General features: G+C 41.7%; 15 protein-coding genes. 7 read left to right on the top strand and 8 right to left on the bottom strand.

The genetic code is table 11. The features are described 5' to 3' along the window. Nucleotides 1-56: 56 nt before the first annotated feature. Complete coding sequence (locus NYF15_RS17970; RefSeq protein ID WP_371354394.1) at nt 57-1730, top strand: EAL domain-containing protein; 1674 nt, start codon at nt 57-59, stop codon at nt 1728-1730. An 85-nt stretch (nt 1731-1815) separates the two neighbouring features. Here NYF15_RS17970 and NYF15_RS17965 read toward each other — a convergent pair whose 3' ends face one another. Together NYF15_RS17965 and rraA are read right to left on the bottom strand one after the other, a co-directional pair. Next, entirely contained in the window at nt 1816-2865 is a 1050-nt protein-coding gene (locus NYF15_RS17965; protein ID WP_341803750.1) for a formimidoylglutamase, read from the bottom strand. 5 nt (nt 2866-2870) lie between these two features. Then, complete coding sequence (rraA, locus tag NYF15_RS17960) at nt 2871-3371, bottom strand: ribonuclease E activity regulator RraA (RefSeq protein WP_130151651.1); 501 nt, start codon at nt 3369-3371, stop codon at nt 2871-2873. A 212-nt stretch (nt 3372-3583) separates the two neighbouring features. On the opposite strand from rraA, the gene NYF15_RS17955 reads away from it, so the two are divergent. The 3 genes from NYF15_RS17955 (at nt 3584) to NYF15_RS17945 (ending at nt 7139) form a co-directional block, all read left to right on the top strand. Next, nucleotides 3584-4120, top strand: coding sequence for a phosphatase PAP2 family protein (locus NYF15_RS17955; RefSeq protein ID WP_371354303.1), 537 nt, complete (start codon nt 3584-3586; stop codon nt 4118-4120). Continuing rightward, nucleotides 4117-5166, top strand: coding sequence for an MJ1255/VC2487 family glycosyltransferase (locus tag NYF15_RS17950; protein ID WP_341803752.1), 1050 nt, complete (start codon nt 4117-4119; stop codon nt 5164-5166). Before NYF15_RS17955 ends, NYF15_RS17950 begins: the two co-directional genes overlap by 4 nt. Nucleotides 5167-5258: 92 nt before the next feature. After that, nucleotides 5259-7139, top strand: coding sequence for a methyl-accepting chemotaxis protein (locus NYF15_RS17945; protein WP_371354302.1), 1881 nt, complete (start codon nt 5259-5261; stop codon nt 7137-7139). Between the two features lie 73 nt (nt 7140-7212). On the opposite strand, the gene NYF15_RS17940 is transcribed toward NYF15_RS17945, so the two are convergent. The 5 genes from NYF15_RS17940 to priA all read right to left on the bottom strand — a co-directional run bounded on the left by NYF15_RS17940 (nt 7213) and on the right by priA (nt 12326). Then, a complete protein-coding gene (locus NYF15_RS17940) occupies nt 7213-7587 on the bottom strand; it encodes a gamma-butyrobetaine hydroxylase-like domain-containing protein (protein WP_130151655.1) in 375 nt (124 codons plus the stop codon). A 76-nt stretch (nt 7588-7663) separates the two neighbouring features. Beyond that, entirely contained in the window at nt 7664-8992 is a 1329-nt protein-coding gene (gene hslU, locus NYF15_RS17935) for an HslU--HslV peptidase ATPase subunit (RefSeq protein ID WP_130151656.1), read from the bottom strand. Between the two features lie 11 nt (nt 8993-9003). After that, nucleotides 9004-9522 carry an ATP-dependent protease subunit HslV gene (gene hslV / locus NYF15_RS17930; protein ID WP_130151657.1) on the bottom strand — a complete coding sequence of 173 codons (519 nt, stop codon included), beginning with the start codon at nt 9520-9522 and terminating at the stop codon, nt 9004-9006. Nucleotides 9523-9601: 79 nt separating this feature from the next. Continuing rightward, nucleotides 9602-10129: an SPOR domain-containing protein gene (locus NYF15_RS17925; RefSeq protein WP_130151658.1), complete on the bottom strand. Its 528-nt coding sequence runs from the start codon at nt 10127-10129 to the stop codon at nt 9602-9604. Nucleotides 10130-10145: 16 nt separating this feature from the next. Next, nucleotides 10146-12326, bottom strand: a complete 2181-nt coding sequence (gene priA, locus NYF15_RS17920) for a primosomal protein N' (RefSeq protein WP_371354301.1) — start codon at nt 12324-12326, stop codon at nt 10146-10148. A gap of 233 nt (nt 12327-12559) precedes the next feature. On the opposite strand from priA, the gene rpmE reads away from it, so the two are divergent. Beyond that, nucleotides 12560-12775 (top strand): 50S ribosomal protein L31, encoded by a 216-nt coding sequence (rpmE, locus tag NYF15_RS17915; RefSeq protein WP_036973208.1) that lies wholly within the window; start codon nt 12560-12562, stop codon nt 12773-12775. Nucleotides 12776-13310: 535 nt separating this feature from the next. Beyond that, nucleotides 13311-14552, top strand: coding sequence for a malic enzyme-like NAD(P)-binding protein (locus NYF15_RS17910; protein WP_237119777.1), 1242 nt, complete (start codon nt 13311-13313; stop codon nt 14550-14552). An 89-nt stretch (nt 14553-14641) separates the two neighbouring features. On the opposite strand, the gene metJ is transcribed toward NYF15_RS17910, so the two are convergent. After that, nucleotides 14642-14962 carry a met regulon transcriptional regulator MetJ gene (gene metJ, locus NYF15_RS17905; RefSeq protein WP_062567295.1) on the bottom strand — a complete coding sequence of 107 codons (321 nt, stop codon included), beginning with the start codon at nt 14960-14962 and terminating at the stop codon, nt 14642-14644. Nucleotides 14963-15187: 225 nt separating this feature from the next. On the opposite strand from metJ, the gene metB reads away from it, so the two are divergent. Then, entirely contained in the window at nt 15188-16447 is a 1260-nt protein-coding gene (gene metB, locus NYF15_RS17900) for a cystathionine gamma-synthase (RefSeq protein WP_371354300.1), read from the top strand. The last annotated feature ends 5 nt before the right edge of the window (nt 16448-16452 follow it).

The raw sequence follows: 16452 nt of genomic DNA, 5'->3' as shown, positions 1-16452 counted from the left end.
GTCTTCTCTTTGTGAGTGGAGATGTCATTGCTGTGTTTTTGGCAGGTGCACTGTTTATGGCTATGATATGTGCCCTGTGTGTGACTCAAAATCCTATTTTACGACTCAGCCTAGTGGTCAATGGTATGCTAGGCCTTGCTATCCTGAGTTTAAGTGAGCCTTGGCTGATTTTGCTTTTGGCGATCAGTTTTTGTTTCCATCTTTGGCTGGCATTCAGAACCACTAATTGGTTAGCCATTATTATAAGTGTCACAGCAGCATTGTGTTTTGCGGTGTTGTTTTCTGCCCATTTATTACTGGATGTTGCTTTTTATTGGCTCGTATCTGCGGTAATAATTCTGACTGTGTCGGGCTTTTTCAACTACGAAGAAGCCAACGAAGAGGAAGAAGTTCCTTCTGTATTAACTCATCATAATGATATGGATAAAACGCCTCTAAGCGACTTGCCTGATCGTAAAGCGTTGCAAGATGGCTTTTTACACTTTCGACAGCAACACCCAAATAATTGCGCTTTAGTGGTGATACGTTTAGAAGGCTTTGAAAGTGTAAATCAGCATATAGGTCGTGATTTTGGAGACTTGTTGCTTGCGCAATCAGCCAGCCGTATTAAACATCAACTTGAATCAGACTCTGTACTGAGTGTCGCGGCCCCTTCAGGACTTCATGAAAAGCTTGTTCATTTAGGTGGATTAAATTTTGCGTTTATTTGTTCACTCGAAGAGCAGCAACATCATCATGAGCAATTAATTAATAAAATTAGGCAAGTAACCTTAAAGCCATTTAATGTGGCAAATTGCACCATTGAAGTGAAAGTCAGAGCCAGCTACGTTAGTTGTGATAACCCAGAACATAGTTTTGATAATTTGCTCTCGTTTGCCAACCTTGCGCTTGATTCCAACCCGCATAAGGCCATTGTGCCTTACCATGCAAATATGATGGTTGAACAGCTTGAACAACAAGCACGGCTGCGCGAGTTGTCTAACCTTGATTTTGCCAGCGAATTAGAGCTGTATTTTCAACCGATTATTCGTAATAGTGATGAGCACATAGAGTTTTTAGAGTTGCTATTGCGATGGCAGCACCCAAAGCAAGGTATTTTGGCTGCTAATAAGTTCATTGATGATATACGTGTTGCAGGCCTTGGTTATCCTGTCGCTGCGTATGTAATAGAGCGAGCTGCAGAGCTTGCGATGGCGCTGAGAATGGAAGGGATTGAGCTTCCTTTAAGTATTAATGTGTTTGGCCCCGAAATGCTCAATGAAGAGTTTATTGAATTTGTCGATCGTATTTTCAGTGAACACCGCTTAGAAGTGGGTGACTTGATCATTGAATGTCCACTTGATTTGTTTATGAATCTTGATGATCAAGGCAAAGCGATGATAGCCAGATTAAATAGTATTGGTATCAAATTATGCGTAGATGGGTTTGGTGATACCCCTATTTTACTTTCAAAACTGCCAAACTTAAATGTGGAGTACATAAAAGTAGCTCCGTCGCTTACCGCTGACTTCGCTCATCAAAGCCAAGTGCGTAGCTTGGTGTCTGGTATGGTTGATATGCACAATCAAAACAATGCAAAAGTAATATGCGAAGGGGTAGAAACTCAAGAGCATCTTAAATTTGTTAAGTCGCTTAATGCCTATGCGGCTCAAGGATATTATTTTAGCTATCCGTTGAGTAGTGTAGGGATGATGTCTTGGTTAAAACAGTGGCGCTTAGAGCATCAATGATTATAGCTGTGGGTTTACCCCACGTTGCTTATTACGTGATATAAATTGCGCGATATAAAATCGCGCCTACAATCTTAACCTCGAACTAACCTGCTTCCCTAGCTTGTAAGTAAGCGTTCACAAGAGCGGTGATGATTTGGCCAGCATCGTTCATTCCTGCTTCTAAACCAACCGGATGTTGTGAGGGCGCACCTTCGCATAAGTGCAAGTAATGCGCATTGCTGTTGCTTGCTGCAACATGTACAAAGTGTTCTGCATCAGCGACACTAAACCCGCAGTTTGTATAAGCACTCACAGGCATTAGTGAAATACTGTCGAGATCGACTTCAACTCCTAATGGCGCTTTACTTAAACGCGCTGTTGCTTGTTTGCATGCAGTTGATAGGTCAATAGTACGGCGTACTTGAATATCTTGATAACTATCAAAGGTGAAGTGAGCGTTTTTAAGTGCATCAAGAATCGCTTGATTATTTTTAAACTCATGTAAGCCTATGACGTGATAATCAGCGAGATGATTTTCTTCAAAGGCATACCTAAAGCCATTGCCGCTGTGACGACCTTCGCATTCTCTAAAATCTGCATGAGGGTCAAGGTTTATAGCATGAACTGGTTTATTATACTGTTTACTTAAGGCCCGCAAAATTCCTAAGCAGTTGTTGTGCCCACCGCCAATGACGATAGGCTCTAAACCCGCAGCGAAGATCATCGCAAGCACGTGCTCAACGCGGGTGTCTATTTCTGCACAAAGCTGGCGTAGCTTCGCCAATTCGTCATTGTTTTTATTATCAAGGTGTGTGGCTTGTTGGTGTAAGTCATCAAGCGCCACTTCGCCTAGTAGCAATACGCGCTCATGATTTAAAAACTGGTTATGTGATTGATTTAGGAAACGCTTTAAAAAGGCAGACCATGCTTGGTGTGAGCCACCATTACCTAAATTTGCCCGTGGGCCAATATCTTCACATACTCCAACCAATACATAGCGAATCCCGAAGTGTTTCGCATCAATTAAAGCTTGTTGGGCGTTAACATGGGTATCAAGTAAAGACAGTGCCTGCCATGCTTTTTGTTCATTTAAGCGGCGTGTACATAAATGTTCTACAGCCGCTCGTTCATAAATTTTAAGGTAATCAGTCACCGAGTTTAGTCTTCTTCTATTACTTCTAACTCTAATTCTTCGGCAGATAAAAGAATGCCAGTGCTATCTGCATAGATAAAGTCGTCATCAAAAAACGAAACCCCTGCGAAGTTAACACCAATGCCGTCTTCGCCGGCACCTTCGCTATCAGCTGCAACGGGAATTGAAGCAATCGCTTGAACACCTAAGTCGAGTTCTTCTAACTCATCAACATGACGAATTGCACCGTAAACGATGATACCTTGCCAATTATTTTCTAATGCGATCTCAGCCAGCTCAATATCGATTAATGCACGGCGAGTAGAGCCGCCACCATCAACGAGTAGAACACTATCAGTTCCATCTGTTGATAAAATTTCGCGGATCAGCTCATTGTTTTCAAAGCATTTAACAGTTTTTACTCGACCACTAAAGCTTGAGCGTCCACCAAAATTAATAAACATTGGTTCGAGCACATCAACCACATCTGCAAAGTGGTCGCATAAATCCGAAGTGCTGTAATCCATTTTTTCATCCTCTAAAGAGACTGTCTGTTTAGTATTCAGTATACCTTGATACAACTCAATAACAACGACTTAATGTGGGTTTATTGGTTTAAATCAAAGGATTTTGTGCACCGCAACATTAGTGTCTCAAAAGCGTCACCTAATTGTTATTTTTAACGCCTAAGCTGAGATGAGTATAAAAATTAGGCGCAAAGTATGACAAGGAGCTCACCATGGCAAACAACATACTTACAAGGTTAGCAAAGGTTGATGAGCAGCTGTTTTTGAGTGTCTTCAATGACGCTTCGCCAAATTGGGTGAAAAAGTCAGCAATCGGTTTATCAAAGACGGGAGATGGCGGGTTATATGTGGTGTTGTTCATTGTTCTTTGGTGGTTTACAGAGCAATTACACTTTCAGCAACTTGCACAGTGTCTATTATTGGGTTTTGCAATAGAACGGCCTATCTATTTCTTAGCAAAAAAACGGATTGCAAGGGTGCGTCCATGTGATTGCTTAGTCAAAAGTGCTTATTTGATCCCGAGTGACCAGTTTAGTTTACCGTCAGGGCATAGTGCAGGAGCATTTGTCGTGGCCACAATATTGGCTATTTATTTTCCTGAGCTTTCATTTGTCTGTTTTATGTGGGCATCAGGTGTAGCCATATCAAGAGTGGTAATTGGAGTACATTATCCTGCCGATGTATTGATAGGAGCGGCGATGGGGTCGTGTTGTGCAATGTTAGCTGTAATGGTGGTGGAATATCTATGAGAATTTTATATGGTATCCAAGGGACGGGAAATGGTCATATTACACGTGCTCGTGTCATGGCAACGACCTTTAGTGCATTGGGTGTTGAGGTAGACTATGTGTTTTCTGGTCGAAGTGAGCTTGATTACTTTGATATGGACGATTTTGCCGATTACAGAACATTTCGGGGGTTATCGTTTAATAGTAAATCAGGGCAGGTTGATAGTCTAAAAACCCTAAAGAATGCACGCCCTTTACAGTTATTAAAAGATATTAAAAACTTAGACTTGCGCCACTATGATTTAGTGTTCAATGACTTTGAACCTATTACAGCGTGGGCTGCCAGACAGCAAGGAATACCTGTGGTAGGTATGAGCCATCAAGCTGCATTTTTATCAGATAAAGTGCCTATGTTTGGTCGGGCTTTCTTGCGGCGTGCACTTATACGTAATTATGCACCAGCGAATGTTTATCTAGGTGTGCACTGGCAACCTTATGCTGAGAATATTATTCCGCCATTTATTGCAAACCATCACCATGACAACCCTGTAATGGTCGAAAACAAAGTACTTGTATATTTACCATTTGAAAACCTAGACAGTGTTGTTGATTATTTAAAGGATTTCCCTGAACGTGAGTTCTATTGCTATCACCCCGATGCCAAGGATAGCTCAATAGGCAATATTCATTTGCGTGCGCCATCAAGAGTCGGCTTTTTAAATGATTTAGCCAATGCGGGTGGCGTTATCGGTAATGCGGGGTTTGAGCTTGCTAGTGAAGCTTTACAATTAGGTAAAAAGCTACTCTTAAAGCCACTAGGTAAACAATTCGAGCAAGGTATCAATGCACAAACGTTATTAGCGATGGGAGCTGCACATGTCATGAGCTACTTGAATCCAAATGCAATGGATGACTGGCTTCAATCCCCTCAAAATAAAAAACTGAATTTTCCGAGTGATCCAGCTCCATTAGTCGACTGGTTGCAGAAAAAACAATGGCAACAGCTAGATAAGTTGCATCATCATTTATGGCAACAGGTTGATCTGGGACAAAAAATCATTGTCTAAGCGTTTCTTATAGCGGAAAATGCATGCAAAATTTAGCTGCTTTCAATAATTTAGCTATACTCTAAAATGCATATTTCGATGGGGCACTTTGAATGAATGTATTACAAAACTTAACTATAAAGCGTCGTTTACAGTTAAACGCGCTGGTTGTTGGTCTTGCAATGGTTGTGATGCTGTGTGTAATTATCTTTGAGTCGCGCATGATGCTTAAGCTCAATGAAACGATTCAAAATGCTGAAGAGCTCGATATTCACGAGCTCGCTATGCGTAAGCACGAGAAAAACTTCCTATTTTACAAAGATGTAGATAGCCTTGAGTTATTCGAAAAAGAATATGGTTTTTTAAAAACCAAAATGGCACGCCTTGATGAGTTACTTGCTGATTTATCAATGGATACAAGTAAACTAAATGAATTTAGAGGGCTTGCGAAAAGCTACTATGAAGATTTTCAGACAGTTGTTGTGCTGCAAAAGAAAATCGGTCTACACCCTAAAGATGCGCTTTATGGTGACTTACGAGGGGCTGTTCATCAGGTCGAAACGTTATTAAGTGAGCGCGAAAACTATCGTTTACTCAGCTTAATGTTACAGCTGCGCCGTGCAGAAAAAGACTTTATGTTACGCTTTGATTTAAAATATCTAAGCAAGTTTGATGAGCTAGTTGAAACATTCAAAGCAGAGATCAGAAACTCACGATTCGACGCCAGTTATGAAAGTCAGTTACTGAGCTTACTAACCACCTATCAGACAAAGTTTAAAGCATTAGTCGATGCTCAAGTATCACTTGGGCTTGATTTAGAGTCAGGCGCATTAGGTGAAATGAAGGCCAGTGTTGAGAAAAGTGATGCCATTGTCTCTGAACTTACTAGTGACACCAAAGCGTTTGTAGAATCAAGCGCAGCGCAAGCACAGTTCATTGCTGTTATGGTATTTATTATTGCCAGTATCGTGGTCATGGCATTGGTTTACTTTACCAGCCGTTCGATTATCCAGCCAATTGAGCGTGTTTACCACACGATTAATGAGATTCGCCGTAGCAATGACTTAAGTATGGCGATTGCTCAGTCAGGTAAAGACGAAATTACCACTATGTCTATGGATTTCAATAGCTTGATTGGTGATTTTAAAAAGCTAATTTATGAGGTGAACACTGCACTAGGAACGCTGAATGTTGCTACTGAGCACTTATCAGAAACAACCGCTGCGACTAGTTCGGGTATGCAAGAGCAGTTACACGAAGCAGATATGGTTGCCACAGCAGCAACAGAAATGCAGGCAACAATTCAAGATATTTCTCATAACACTGAAGCAGCAGCCAAAAAAGCAGAGTCAACCAACTTAAGTGCTCAGCAAGGTCGCTCTGAAGTTGAATCAACCGTGGTGCAAATTAACCACCTGTCTGAGTCATTAGGCAATGCGTCTAATGTTGTATCTCAACTTGAAAAAGATGCCGAAACGATTGGCTCAGTGCTTGATGTAATTCGTGGTATTGCAGAGCAAACCAACTTACTTGCTCTGAATGCGGCAATTGAAGCTGCTCGCGCTGGTGAGCAAGGGCGTGGCTTTGCTGTGGTTGCTGACGAAGTACGTTCACTGGCACAGCGCACGCAAGATTCAACGCAAGAGATTGAGAGTATTATCTCCACTCTACAAGGGCGTACTCAAGAAGTGGTGAGCATTATGCAGGAGTGCCGTGCACAAGGTGGCGAGAGTGCAGATCAAGCCAGCAAAGCGGGTGAGTTACTGCGTTCGATTACCGAAGATGTGCAAACTATTATGGAAATGAGTACACACATTGCAACGGCAATCGATGAGCAAAGCCAAGTAGCCTCTGAGGTTAACAAGAATGTAGTTCGCATTCGTGATATAGCTCAAGAAGCGTCAGGCCATGCGGCAACTAATGCGCAAACCAGCGAAGAAGTATCTGAGCAAGCGCGTGTGCTTTATCAAGCAATTGATAAGTTTAAAGTTTAATACATTTTCTGGAGATAAAATAAAAGCGCGTTGACAGGTCGTCATCGCGCTTTTTGATTTTTGATAGCCTCTACTAAGGCACAAACTTAATAGGCACGCTGTCTTTGTTAGCTTCGTGCTCTGTGACTCGCGTTTGGTATTTGTGCCAAAGTTCATCATGATTGGCTTGTAAGTCTGCTAAGTAATGCCAGCTGTATAAACCGCTATTATGATTATCACTAAATACTAAGCGCAGAGCATAATGGCCAACCGGCTCAATCTTACTAATCGCTACTTGCTGTTTATCAAGCACCAGTTTCATAGGTTCGTTGCCATGACCTTGTACTTCTGCTGAAGGCGAGTGAACACGCAAAAATTCAGCATTAAATCGCGCAATAGAGTCATCATCAAAATGAACATCTAAGACTTTACTTACAGTGTGGTAATGAACTTTAGTGACTTCTTTCATGTCAGCCTCGAATAGACGATTTATAAACTAAAAAGCCTCCAATTGGAGGCTTTTGATTATAACGCTAATTTGTTGATTAAAGAATGAAGCGGCTTAAGTCTTCATCTTCAACAAGTGCACCTAAGTGCTGTTCAACATAGCTTGCATCGATTGTCAGTTTTGAGCCTGCTTTTTCAGATGCATCAAATGAAATTTCTTCCATTAGTTTTTCCATTACAGTGTGCAGACGACGAGCACCAATGTTTTCGGTTTTCTCGTTAACTTGCCACGCTGCTTTAGCAATACGCTCAATTGCGTCATCAGTAAACTCAACATCAACTTGTTCTGTTTTTAACAGTTCACGTTGCTGCTCTGTTAGCGATGCGTGAGGCTCAGTTAAAATGCGTTTGAAGTCATCTGCTGATAGTGCTTCAAGTTCAACACGAATAGGTAAACGGCCTTGAAGTTCAGGGATCATATCTGATGGTTTAGACATCTGGAATGCGCCTGAAGCAATAAATAACATGTGATCAGTTTTCACCATGCCGTGCTTAGTGCTTACTGTTGAGCCTTCGATGAGTGGTAATAAGTCGCGTTGTACACCTTCACGACTTACATCAGGGCCAGACGCTTCACCACGTTTACAGATTTTATCAATCTCATCGATAAACACGATACCGTTTTGTTCAACTGCGAAAATAGCCTGCTCTTTTAACTCTTCAGGGTTAACAAGTTTTGCTGCTTCTTCTTCAACTAGTAGCTTAAACGCTTCTTTAATTTTTAGCTTACGCTTGCTGCGCTTATCACCACCCATGTTTTGGAACATGCTCTGAAGCTGGTTGGTCATTTCTTCCATACCAGGAGGAGCCATGATCTCAACATTAGGCTGTGCTTGTGCAACATCGATATCAATTTCTTTATCGTCTAGCTGACCTTCACGTAATTTTTTACGGAAAGATTGACGAGTTGAAGAGTTCTCTTCGGTTTTTGACTCACCAAAGGTATCGCGTGCTGGTGGCAATAAAGCATCTAAAATACGCTCTTCTGCCGCTTCTTCAGCGCGATGTTTGAATTTCTTAGTTTGCTGTTCACGTGTCATTTTAATCGAAATATCAACTAAATCACGGATGATCGTCTCAACTTCTTTACCAACATAGCCCACTTCGGTGAACTTAGTTGCTTCCACTTTAATGAAAGGGGCATTAGCAAGTTTTGCAAGGCGGCGAGCAATTTCAGTTTTACCCACACCTGTAGGACCAATCATTAAAATATTTTTTGGTGTTACCTCTGCACGTAAATCATCGCTCAGTTGCATACGGCGCCAGCGGTTACGTAGCGCGATTGAAACTGCTTTTTTAGCTTTTGCTTGGCCAATAATATGTTGATCAAGCTCGTGAACGATTTCTCTTGGCGTCATCTCAGACATAGCAGTTCCTATTACAATTCTTCAATGGTTTGGTAGTTATTCGTAAATACGCAGATATTACCTGCAATTGTCAGGCTTTTTTCGACAATTTCACGGGCACTTAAATCGGTATTTTCCAGTAGTGCAGTGGCTGCTGATTGTGCAAAGTTACCACCGCTGCCAATGGCAATAAGGTCATTTTCAGGCTGCACCACATCGCCATTACCAGTGATAATTAATGAGGCGGTTTCGTCTGCGACTGCAAGTAGAGCTTCAAGCTTTCTAAGGGCGCGATCACTACGCCAGTCTTTAGCCATCTCAACGGCAGCCTTAGTGAGGTTGCCTTGGTGCATTTCTAATTTGCTTTCAAAACGTTCGAATAGGGTAAAGGCATCAGCAGTACCGCCAGCAAATCCAGCGATTACTTTGCCATTATAAAGGCGTCGAACTTTACGGGCGTTGCCCTTCATTACGGTATTACCAAGTGAAACTTGGCCATCGCCACCAATAACGACCTTGTCGTCGCGGCGTACACTTACAATAGTGGTCATGTTTTTCCTCATCTTCGAGCGGCAGAGCCGCTCGTAAAAAGCGATTGATGAGGTGTTTATATGGGTGAATGAACTAAAATCAAGTCCAAAGCCAAATACCGCAGCCCATTATTTTGATGCGTTTCAGTTTATTTTTGTCACTTTCTGCTTGGCGTTTGGTTTTATAGGGCCCTAAGCGCACTTTGTACCATACGCCATTACTTCCTTCGACGCGCTTAGCTTCTGCAACAAGGCCTGCAAATGCTATTTTTGCTTTGAGGGTTTGTGCTTGTTCAAGTGTTCTAAATGAGCCACATTGCATAACGTACGGGCCTTTTTGTTCAAGCTCTTTTACTTCAACTTGAACTTCATGCTCTTTTATTTCTTTTATAAACTCAGGCGGTTTAGGTTTTGGAATCACCTTTTCTTCCGCTTTAGTCGGATTGGCTTGCTGCTCAACAAGTGCAGGGTCAGCATTGTGCTTTATGTACCACAAACCATAGCCAAAGCAGCCCACAAGAATAATAGCAATTAGGACTAAAACAACTGGAAAGGGTTTTTTAGTGGGTGCCTGCTTTTTATTATTTCGATTCGATGGTTTTTTATTTATGTAATCGTGTTGTGCCATGATTCTCTATTGGCCTTTAAATCATATCTATAGGATCAACGTCTAAGCTCCACCGCACCTTTTGCGCAAGTTTACTAGTACTAATATAGTCAACCATTTGCGCTAAATACTGGTGTAAGTGGGAACGCTCCTGCGCTTGAATATGTAATTGGAACCGATACTTACCCGCCACACGTTCCAGTGGTGCGGGGATCGGGCCAAGCAATTGTATACCAGATACACTCTGTACAGGAACCAAATCAGTTAAAAAATCCATAACTTGATTTATGTTATGCCCTTCAGCACGCACAATCGCCATATTCGTAATGGGGGGAAGCTGAGCATCTTCTCGCTCGGTCAGGGCGTAACGAGCAAAGTCGTGGTAGCCATTATTAACGAGATCTTGCAGTAGCGGGTGCTCAGGAAAGTGAGTTTGCAATAACACTTGCCCAGGCTCACCACTACGTCCAGCACGGCCTGCTACTTGTGTTACAAGTTGCGCTAAATGCTCAGTGGCACGAAAATCACATGAATAGAGGCCACTATCCACGTCTAAAATCAGTACCAAGCTAACATCGGCAAAATGGTGGCCTTTTGCCAACATTTGCGTCCCAACTAAAATACGAGCGCCGCCTTGGTTGATGTCATCAAGGGCTTTTTCCAGGCTACCTTTGCGGCGTGTTGAATCACGGTCGATACGGCTAATGGGAATATCAGGAAAGGTTTGCGTTAAAAACTCTTCGATTTGCTCAGTGCCTTTACCGTTTGGGAAGATCTGTGTGCTGCCACAATCAGGGCACTGATGAGGCACGCTATGCTGTTCACCACAGTGGTGACAAATCATTTGGCCAATGGCTTTATGAAACGTTGAGCTAGTACTGCAACGTGAGCACTCACTTAGCCAGCCGCATTCATGGCATATAAGTGTAGGTGAAAAACCACGGCGATTTAAAAATACCATTACTTGCTTGCCACGCTCTAAATGCTGGCGCATATAAGCAAGACTGGCATGAGCGATACCGGCTTGTTCTGGCTGGCCTTTCATATCCAATAGTTGAAACTGATTATCGGTGCTGGTTTGTGCTCGCTGTGTTAGACTAAGTAGCTGATATTTATTAGTAATCGCCTTATGCAAGGTTTCTAAGGCAGGTGTCGCGCTGCCGAGTACCAGTGGAATATTATGTTGAAAGGCTCTGTAAGCGGCAAGATCTCGAGCATGGTAGCGTAGTGTATCTTGCTGTTTAAATGAGCTGTCATGCTCTTCATCAACAATGATCATGCCTAGTGATGAAAAAGGTAAAAATATACTCGAACGTGTGCCGATAACTATCGCACAACTGCCTTTTTCACAAAAGCGCCATGTTTGTAGGCGCTCGTTATCAGTGAGTGCCGAATGCCATAGCATAATGGGCGTATCTGGAAAGCGACGACGAAAACGATTGACGGTTTGTGGTGTTAAACCTATTTCAGGAACCAAAACCAAAGCTTGTTGGCCTTTTTTTAATACTTCTTCAAGGCACTGTAAGTAAACTTCTGTTTTGCCGCTGCCAGTCACCCCTTCGAGTAAAAAGCTTGCAAATCCATGCGCTTGGTTAATGGTAGTACAAGCGACAGCTTGTTCTTTATTAAGAGTCGGTTTTTTGCCCACTGTGGGTGCGTGTTGCTGCCATTGATTGTCATGCTCAATAAATTGTTTGATTAGCGCTTTCTCAAGTAGGCTATCAATTGTTTTCTTATTAAAACCGAGCGCTTTTAATTCGGTTAACGATGACTTACCCGACTGCGCAAGTTGTTTTAATAAGTTGAGTTGCGTTTTCGCTCGTAAAGAGGGGAGCTTTGCCCCTTTTTCGGTCAACTCAACCATATTAATGCTGGTTTTATCAGGGCATTCACCTTGCCTTAATGCTGCGGGCAGTGCGGTATGTATGGTCTCACCCAAAGGATAGCAGTAGTAGCGAGCTGTAAACTTTAATAGCTCTAAATGACGTTTGGATAAAATAGGGGCTTCGTCAATCACCTCTATGATGGCTTTTATCTTCTCTTTAGGGATATCAGTACTTGTTTTCGTGGCAAGTATGACTGCTACTTTTTTTTGTGGACCGAATGGCACAAGAACACGCATGCCCGGCTGTAATTCAGTGTTATGCAACAGCGGTTCAACTTTATAATCGAAGGTACGCGGTAAAGGGACTTTTATGGCAACTTCTACAAAGTGCATGGTGGCTCAACGAAAACAAGAACAGACAGATAATGTACTAAAAATAGTCGTAAAAACCTACCAACAAATGCTAAACCAAGCGCCGTCTGTTTATTTTTTTAGCGAAAGATGCATTTAAAGCTTGTCGCAGAGCGTATTGGCCTATAAAATACGCGGCCTATTAATTGTATTAACGACGTATGGTGCCAGACTACGGGTTTGGAGAGCGATGCGGCCTTAACTAGAGGTTCCCTATGAAAGAAGGTATTCACCCTAAGTACGAAGCTATCACTGCAACTTGTTCATGTGGTAACAAATTCGAAACTAGCTCTACTTTATGTAAAGACATCCACTTAGACGTATGTTCTGAGTGTCACCCGTTTTACACTGGTAAGCAAAAGATTTTAGACACTGGCGGCCGTGTTGATCGTTTCAACAAGCGCTTCGGTGCACTTAGCAGCAAGAAGTAATATCTGCTGTTTTGTTAAAAAAAGCACCTTAGGGTGCTTTTTTTATACCTGATATTTATAAAGCATGATGTTAGACGTTATGCTGAACCTGCAATTTTCACTCACTTCCTATATAACTATTTTTGCTTGTTATGCTCATTATGTCGCTAATTTTGCAGACAAAGTGCAATCCCTTCGCTATATTCTTAGATGTATAAATGATTCTAAAAGTTATAAAAAGTAATAAATTTAAATAACTTTGTAAGTAAATGCTGGTAATGTCGTCGAAATGGTTGTTTGGAACTAATTTCGGCTATTTGCAGTGTTCGTGCATATAAAATACAAAAACAGGTGCTTAAAAGGTCATAAATAGGTGGATTTTTATGTCTGATTAATCGCAACTATGCACAGAAGTTGTGGGTAAATCCTTTAAAATTAAGCGATATAGCATATAACAGGATAGACCTGATAATACTTGGAATTTTTATACATTACAGGTATCGTACTGATGCAAGCTCTCTCACTTTTTAACTTTTTTGCAGGATACTATCGCGTTATGTCAGATTTCCGTGAACAAGCATTACATTACCACGCTCACCCCGTTCCAGGTAAAATTAGTGTTGAATTAACCAAGCCGGCCGAAACGGTTAACGATCTCGCTTTAGCTTATAGCCCAGGTGTGGCTGAACCGGTTCGTGAAATCGCTGCTGACCCAGCAAATGCTTACAAATATACTGGTAAAGGTAACATGGTTGCGGTGATTTCAAACGGTACCGCAATTTTAGGTTTAGGTAACCTAGGCCCTCTTGCATCAAAACCTGTTATGGAAGGTAAAGCCTTACTATTCAAACGTTTTGCCGGCCTTGATTCAATTGATATTGAAGTAAAACATCGCACTACAGAAGATTTCATCAATACGGTTGCAAACATCGCTGATACGTTTGGCGGCATCAACCTAGAAGATATTAAAGCACCAGAGTGTTTTGAAATTGAAAAAGCGCTTATCGAGCGCTGCGATATTCCAGTTTTCCACGATGACCAACATGGTACAGCTATTGTTACTGCTGCCGGTATGCTTAATGCCCTTGAAGTACAAGGCAAAGATATCGAAGATGCCATTATCGTATGTTTAGGTGCAGGTGCAGCTGCTGTTGCTTGTATGGAGCTGTTAATTAAGTGTGGTGCATTACGTGAGCATATCTATATGCTTGACCGTAAAGGTGTGATCCATACTCGCCGCGATGATTTAAACGAATATAAGCAGTTATTTGCTAACAACACTGATAAACGTACATTACAAGACGTTATTGCTGATGCGGATGTCTTTGTAGGTGTATCTGGGCCAGATCTATTGACGGCGGATGACTTAAAGCTAATGGCAGACAAACCAGTTGTGTTTGCGTGTTCAAACCCAGACCCTGAGATTGCTCCAGAAGTTGCACACAGTGCGCGCAATGATTTAATTATGGCAACGGGTCGTTCAGATTTTCCTAACCAAGTAAATAACGTGCTTTGTTTCCCGTTTATTTTCCGCGGTGCGCTTGATGTGCGTGCAACGGCAATTAATGATGAAATGAAAATTGCAGCTGTACATGCTATTCGTGGTATTGCCAAAGAGCCAGTACCAAGCGAAGTATTAAAAGCGGCTGGCGTTGAATCACTTGAGTTTGGTGCCGAGTACATTATTCCTAAGCCAATGGACCCGCGTTTATTACCACGTATCGCACGTGCTGTTGCAGAAGCGGCAGTTGAATCGGGCGTTGCGCAAATTGAAATGCCAGAAGATTACATGCGTTAAGTTTAATTAAGCGAACTAGTTTAACGCGAATAAAAAACTCAGCCTTTGCTGAGTTTTTTATGCTTATGAATCGGCGTTTATCCGATGGCTTATTCAGAATCAAGTACAGGGATATCTAATCCCATTTCTAGCATGATCTTTTTAACTTCTTCAGGGACTTTTTCAGGGTTGTCTTTGCGTAAGTCGTCATCATTTGGTAATGGCTGACCTGTAAAAGCATGTAAAAAGGCTTCGCATAGAAGTTCACTGTTTGTCGCGTGTCTCAGATTATTGATCTGACGACGTGTGCGTTCATCTGTTAATACTTTTAGTACATTGAGCGGAATTGATACGGTAATTTTTTTAACTTGTTCTGATTTTTTACCGTGTTCTGCGTATGGGTGAATGTATTCACCGTTCCATTTAGCCATAAGTTATTTCGTTGCCTCGGTTATAAGTAGCTTACGCCTTTTTCACAGCGCAAAGATGCGGAAATTTTATCTCTTTAAAAAAGATAGTCAAATACTAGTTATTTAGCCATCTAGTAGTGTAAATGTATAAACTTCCATGTGTAAGTCACAAATGCTTTGACTTCTTATAATTGATCATCTAACCTTTTAGACGTCTAAACATCCAATCAATGAGTAGGTGATGAAATGAGTGAAAAAAATAAAGCGACGATAGCTGTTCGTCATGGTATCGAAGCTGATAAACATCATGGTGCTGTCGTTCCACCTATCTATTTATCAACCACCTATTCATTTGCTGATTTTGATACTAAACGTCAATATGACTACGGACGCAGTGGTAATCCAAATCGAGATATCTTAGCTGAAACATTGGCTGAACTTGAAGGTGGTGCAAAAGGTATTATTACTGCAACAGGTATGTCAGCTGTGCATTTAGCGACGCAGCTATTAAACAGTGACGACACGTTAGTGATCCCACATGACTGTTATGGCGGTAGTTACCGTTTGTTCACGTCATTAGAAAAACGTGGTTTATTAAAACTAAAAGTTTTGGATTTAACTAAAGCTGAGAATCACCAAGAAATTTTAGCAATCAAACCAAAGCTTATCTGGATAGAGACACCCAGTAATCCAATTTTGCGTTTAACTGATATAAAAGCAATCACTTCGGTTGCTAAGCAATGTGGAGCCTTAGTTGCTGCAGATAATACGTTCTTATCACCAGCACTACAAAATCCAATTCAGTTTGGTGTAGATATCGTCGTACATTCAACAACTAAGTATATAAATGGTCACTCCGATGTAGTGGGTGGTGCAGTGATTGCTGCAACACAAGAGCTTGGTGATGAACTCGCTTGGTGGGCAAATAACATCGGTATCACAGGAGCACCATTTGACAGTTATTTAACCCTTCGTGGTTTACGAACATTAAATGTGCGTTTAAAACAACATCAAGAAAATGCGTTTGCAATCGCTCAGTATTTAGAAAATTCGCCTTTTGTTAGTCAGGTTTATTACCCAGGTCTTGCTTCTCACCCTCAGCATGAGCTCGCTAAAGCGCAGCAACGTGGCTTTGGTGGCATGGTGAGCTTTGATATTAAAGGTGATATTGACGACGCTGCTGCGTTTTTAACAAGCTTAAAAGAGTTTAGTCTTGCAGAGTCATTAGGTGGAGTTGAGAGTCTTATTTGTCATCCCGTAACAATGACTCATGCTGGCATGGAACCTAAAGCACGCCTTGAGGCAGGTGTGGGCGATACACTCATTCGTATTTCTGTCGGTATTGAAGATATTAACGACTTAATTGCTGATCTTGAACGTGTTTTCAATCAAGTTAAGCCTGGCGAAGGCTTACAAGCGAGCCAACCTAAAGGCGCTCAAGTACAGTCAACTAGTCAGCAAAATACATCGTTTAAGTTAACGCCTGCACATACGGCATTGTGGTAGAAGAA

Source organism: Pseudoalteromonas sp. 68 DY56-GL68, from assembly GCF_041414825.1.
GTDB lineage: Bacteria > Pseudomonadota > Gammaproteobacteria > Enterobacterales > Alteromonadaceae > Pseudoalteromonas.
Note: the sequence above shows the minus strand (reverse complement) of the source record. Positions and strands in the feature narration are given on the sequence as shown.

What these genes read in the sequence shown, in the direction of transcription:
- NYF15_RS17925 (WP_130151658.1), bottom strand. Translation starts at nt 10,129, where the DNA reads ATGGCACAACACGATTACATAAATAAAAAACCATCGAATCGAAATAAT.
- hslU (WP_130151656.1), bottom strand. Translation starts at nt 8,992, where the DNA reads ATGTCTGAGATGACGCCAAGAGAAATCGTTCACGAGCTTGATCAACAT.
- NYF15_RS17970 (WP_371354394.1), top strand. Translation starts at nt 57, where the DNA reads ATGGCTATGATATGTGCCCTGTGTGTGACTCAAAATCCTATTTTACGA.
- hslV (WP_130151657.1), bottom strand. Translation starts at nt 9,522, where the DNA reads ATGACCACTATTGTAAGTGTACGCCGCGACGACAAGGTCGTTATTGGT.
- NYF15_RS17910 (WP_237119777.1), top strand. Translation starts at nt 13,311, where the DNA reads ATGTCAGATTTCCGTGAACAAGCATTACATTACCACGCTCACCCCGTT.
- metJ (WP_062567295.1), bottom strand. Translation starts at nt 14,962, where the DNA reads ATGGCTAAATGGAACGGTGAATACATTCACCCATACGCAGAACACGGT.
- priA (WP_371354301.1), bottom strand. Translation starts at nt 12,326, where the DNA reads ATGCACTTTGTAGAAGTTGCCATAAAAGTCCCTTTACCGCGTACCTTC.
- rraA (WP_130151651.1), bottom strand. Translation starts at nt 3,371, where the DNA reads ATGGATTACAGCACTTCGGATTTATGCGACCACTTTGCAGATGTGGTT.
- metB (WP_371354300.1), top strand. Translation starts at nt 15,188, where the DNA reads ATGAGTGAAAAAAATAAAGCGACGATAGCTGTTCGTCATGGTATCGAA.
- rpmE (WP_036973208.1), top strand. Translation starts at nt 12,560, where the DNA reads ATGAAAGAAGGTATTCACCCTAAGTACGAAGCTATCACTGCAACTTGT.
- NYF15_RS17950 (WP_341803752.1), top strand. Translation starts at nt 4,117, where the DNA reads ATGAGAATTTTATATGGTATCCAAGGGACGGGAAATGGTCATATTACA.
- NYF15_RS17940 (WP_130151655.1), bottom strand. Translation starts at nt 7,587, where the DNA reads ATGAAAGAAGTCACTAAAGTTCATTACCACACTGTAAGTAAAGTCTTA.
- NYF15_RS17945 (WP_371354302.1), top strand. Translation starts at nt 5,259, where the DNA reads ATGAATGTATTACAAAACTTAACTATAAAGCGTCGTTTACAGTTAAAC.
- NYF15_RS17955 (WP_371354303.1), top strand. Translation starts at nt 3,584, where the DNA reads ATGGCAAACAACATACTTACAAGGTTAGCAAAGGTTGATGAGCAGCTG.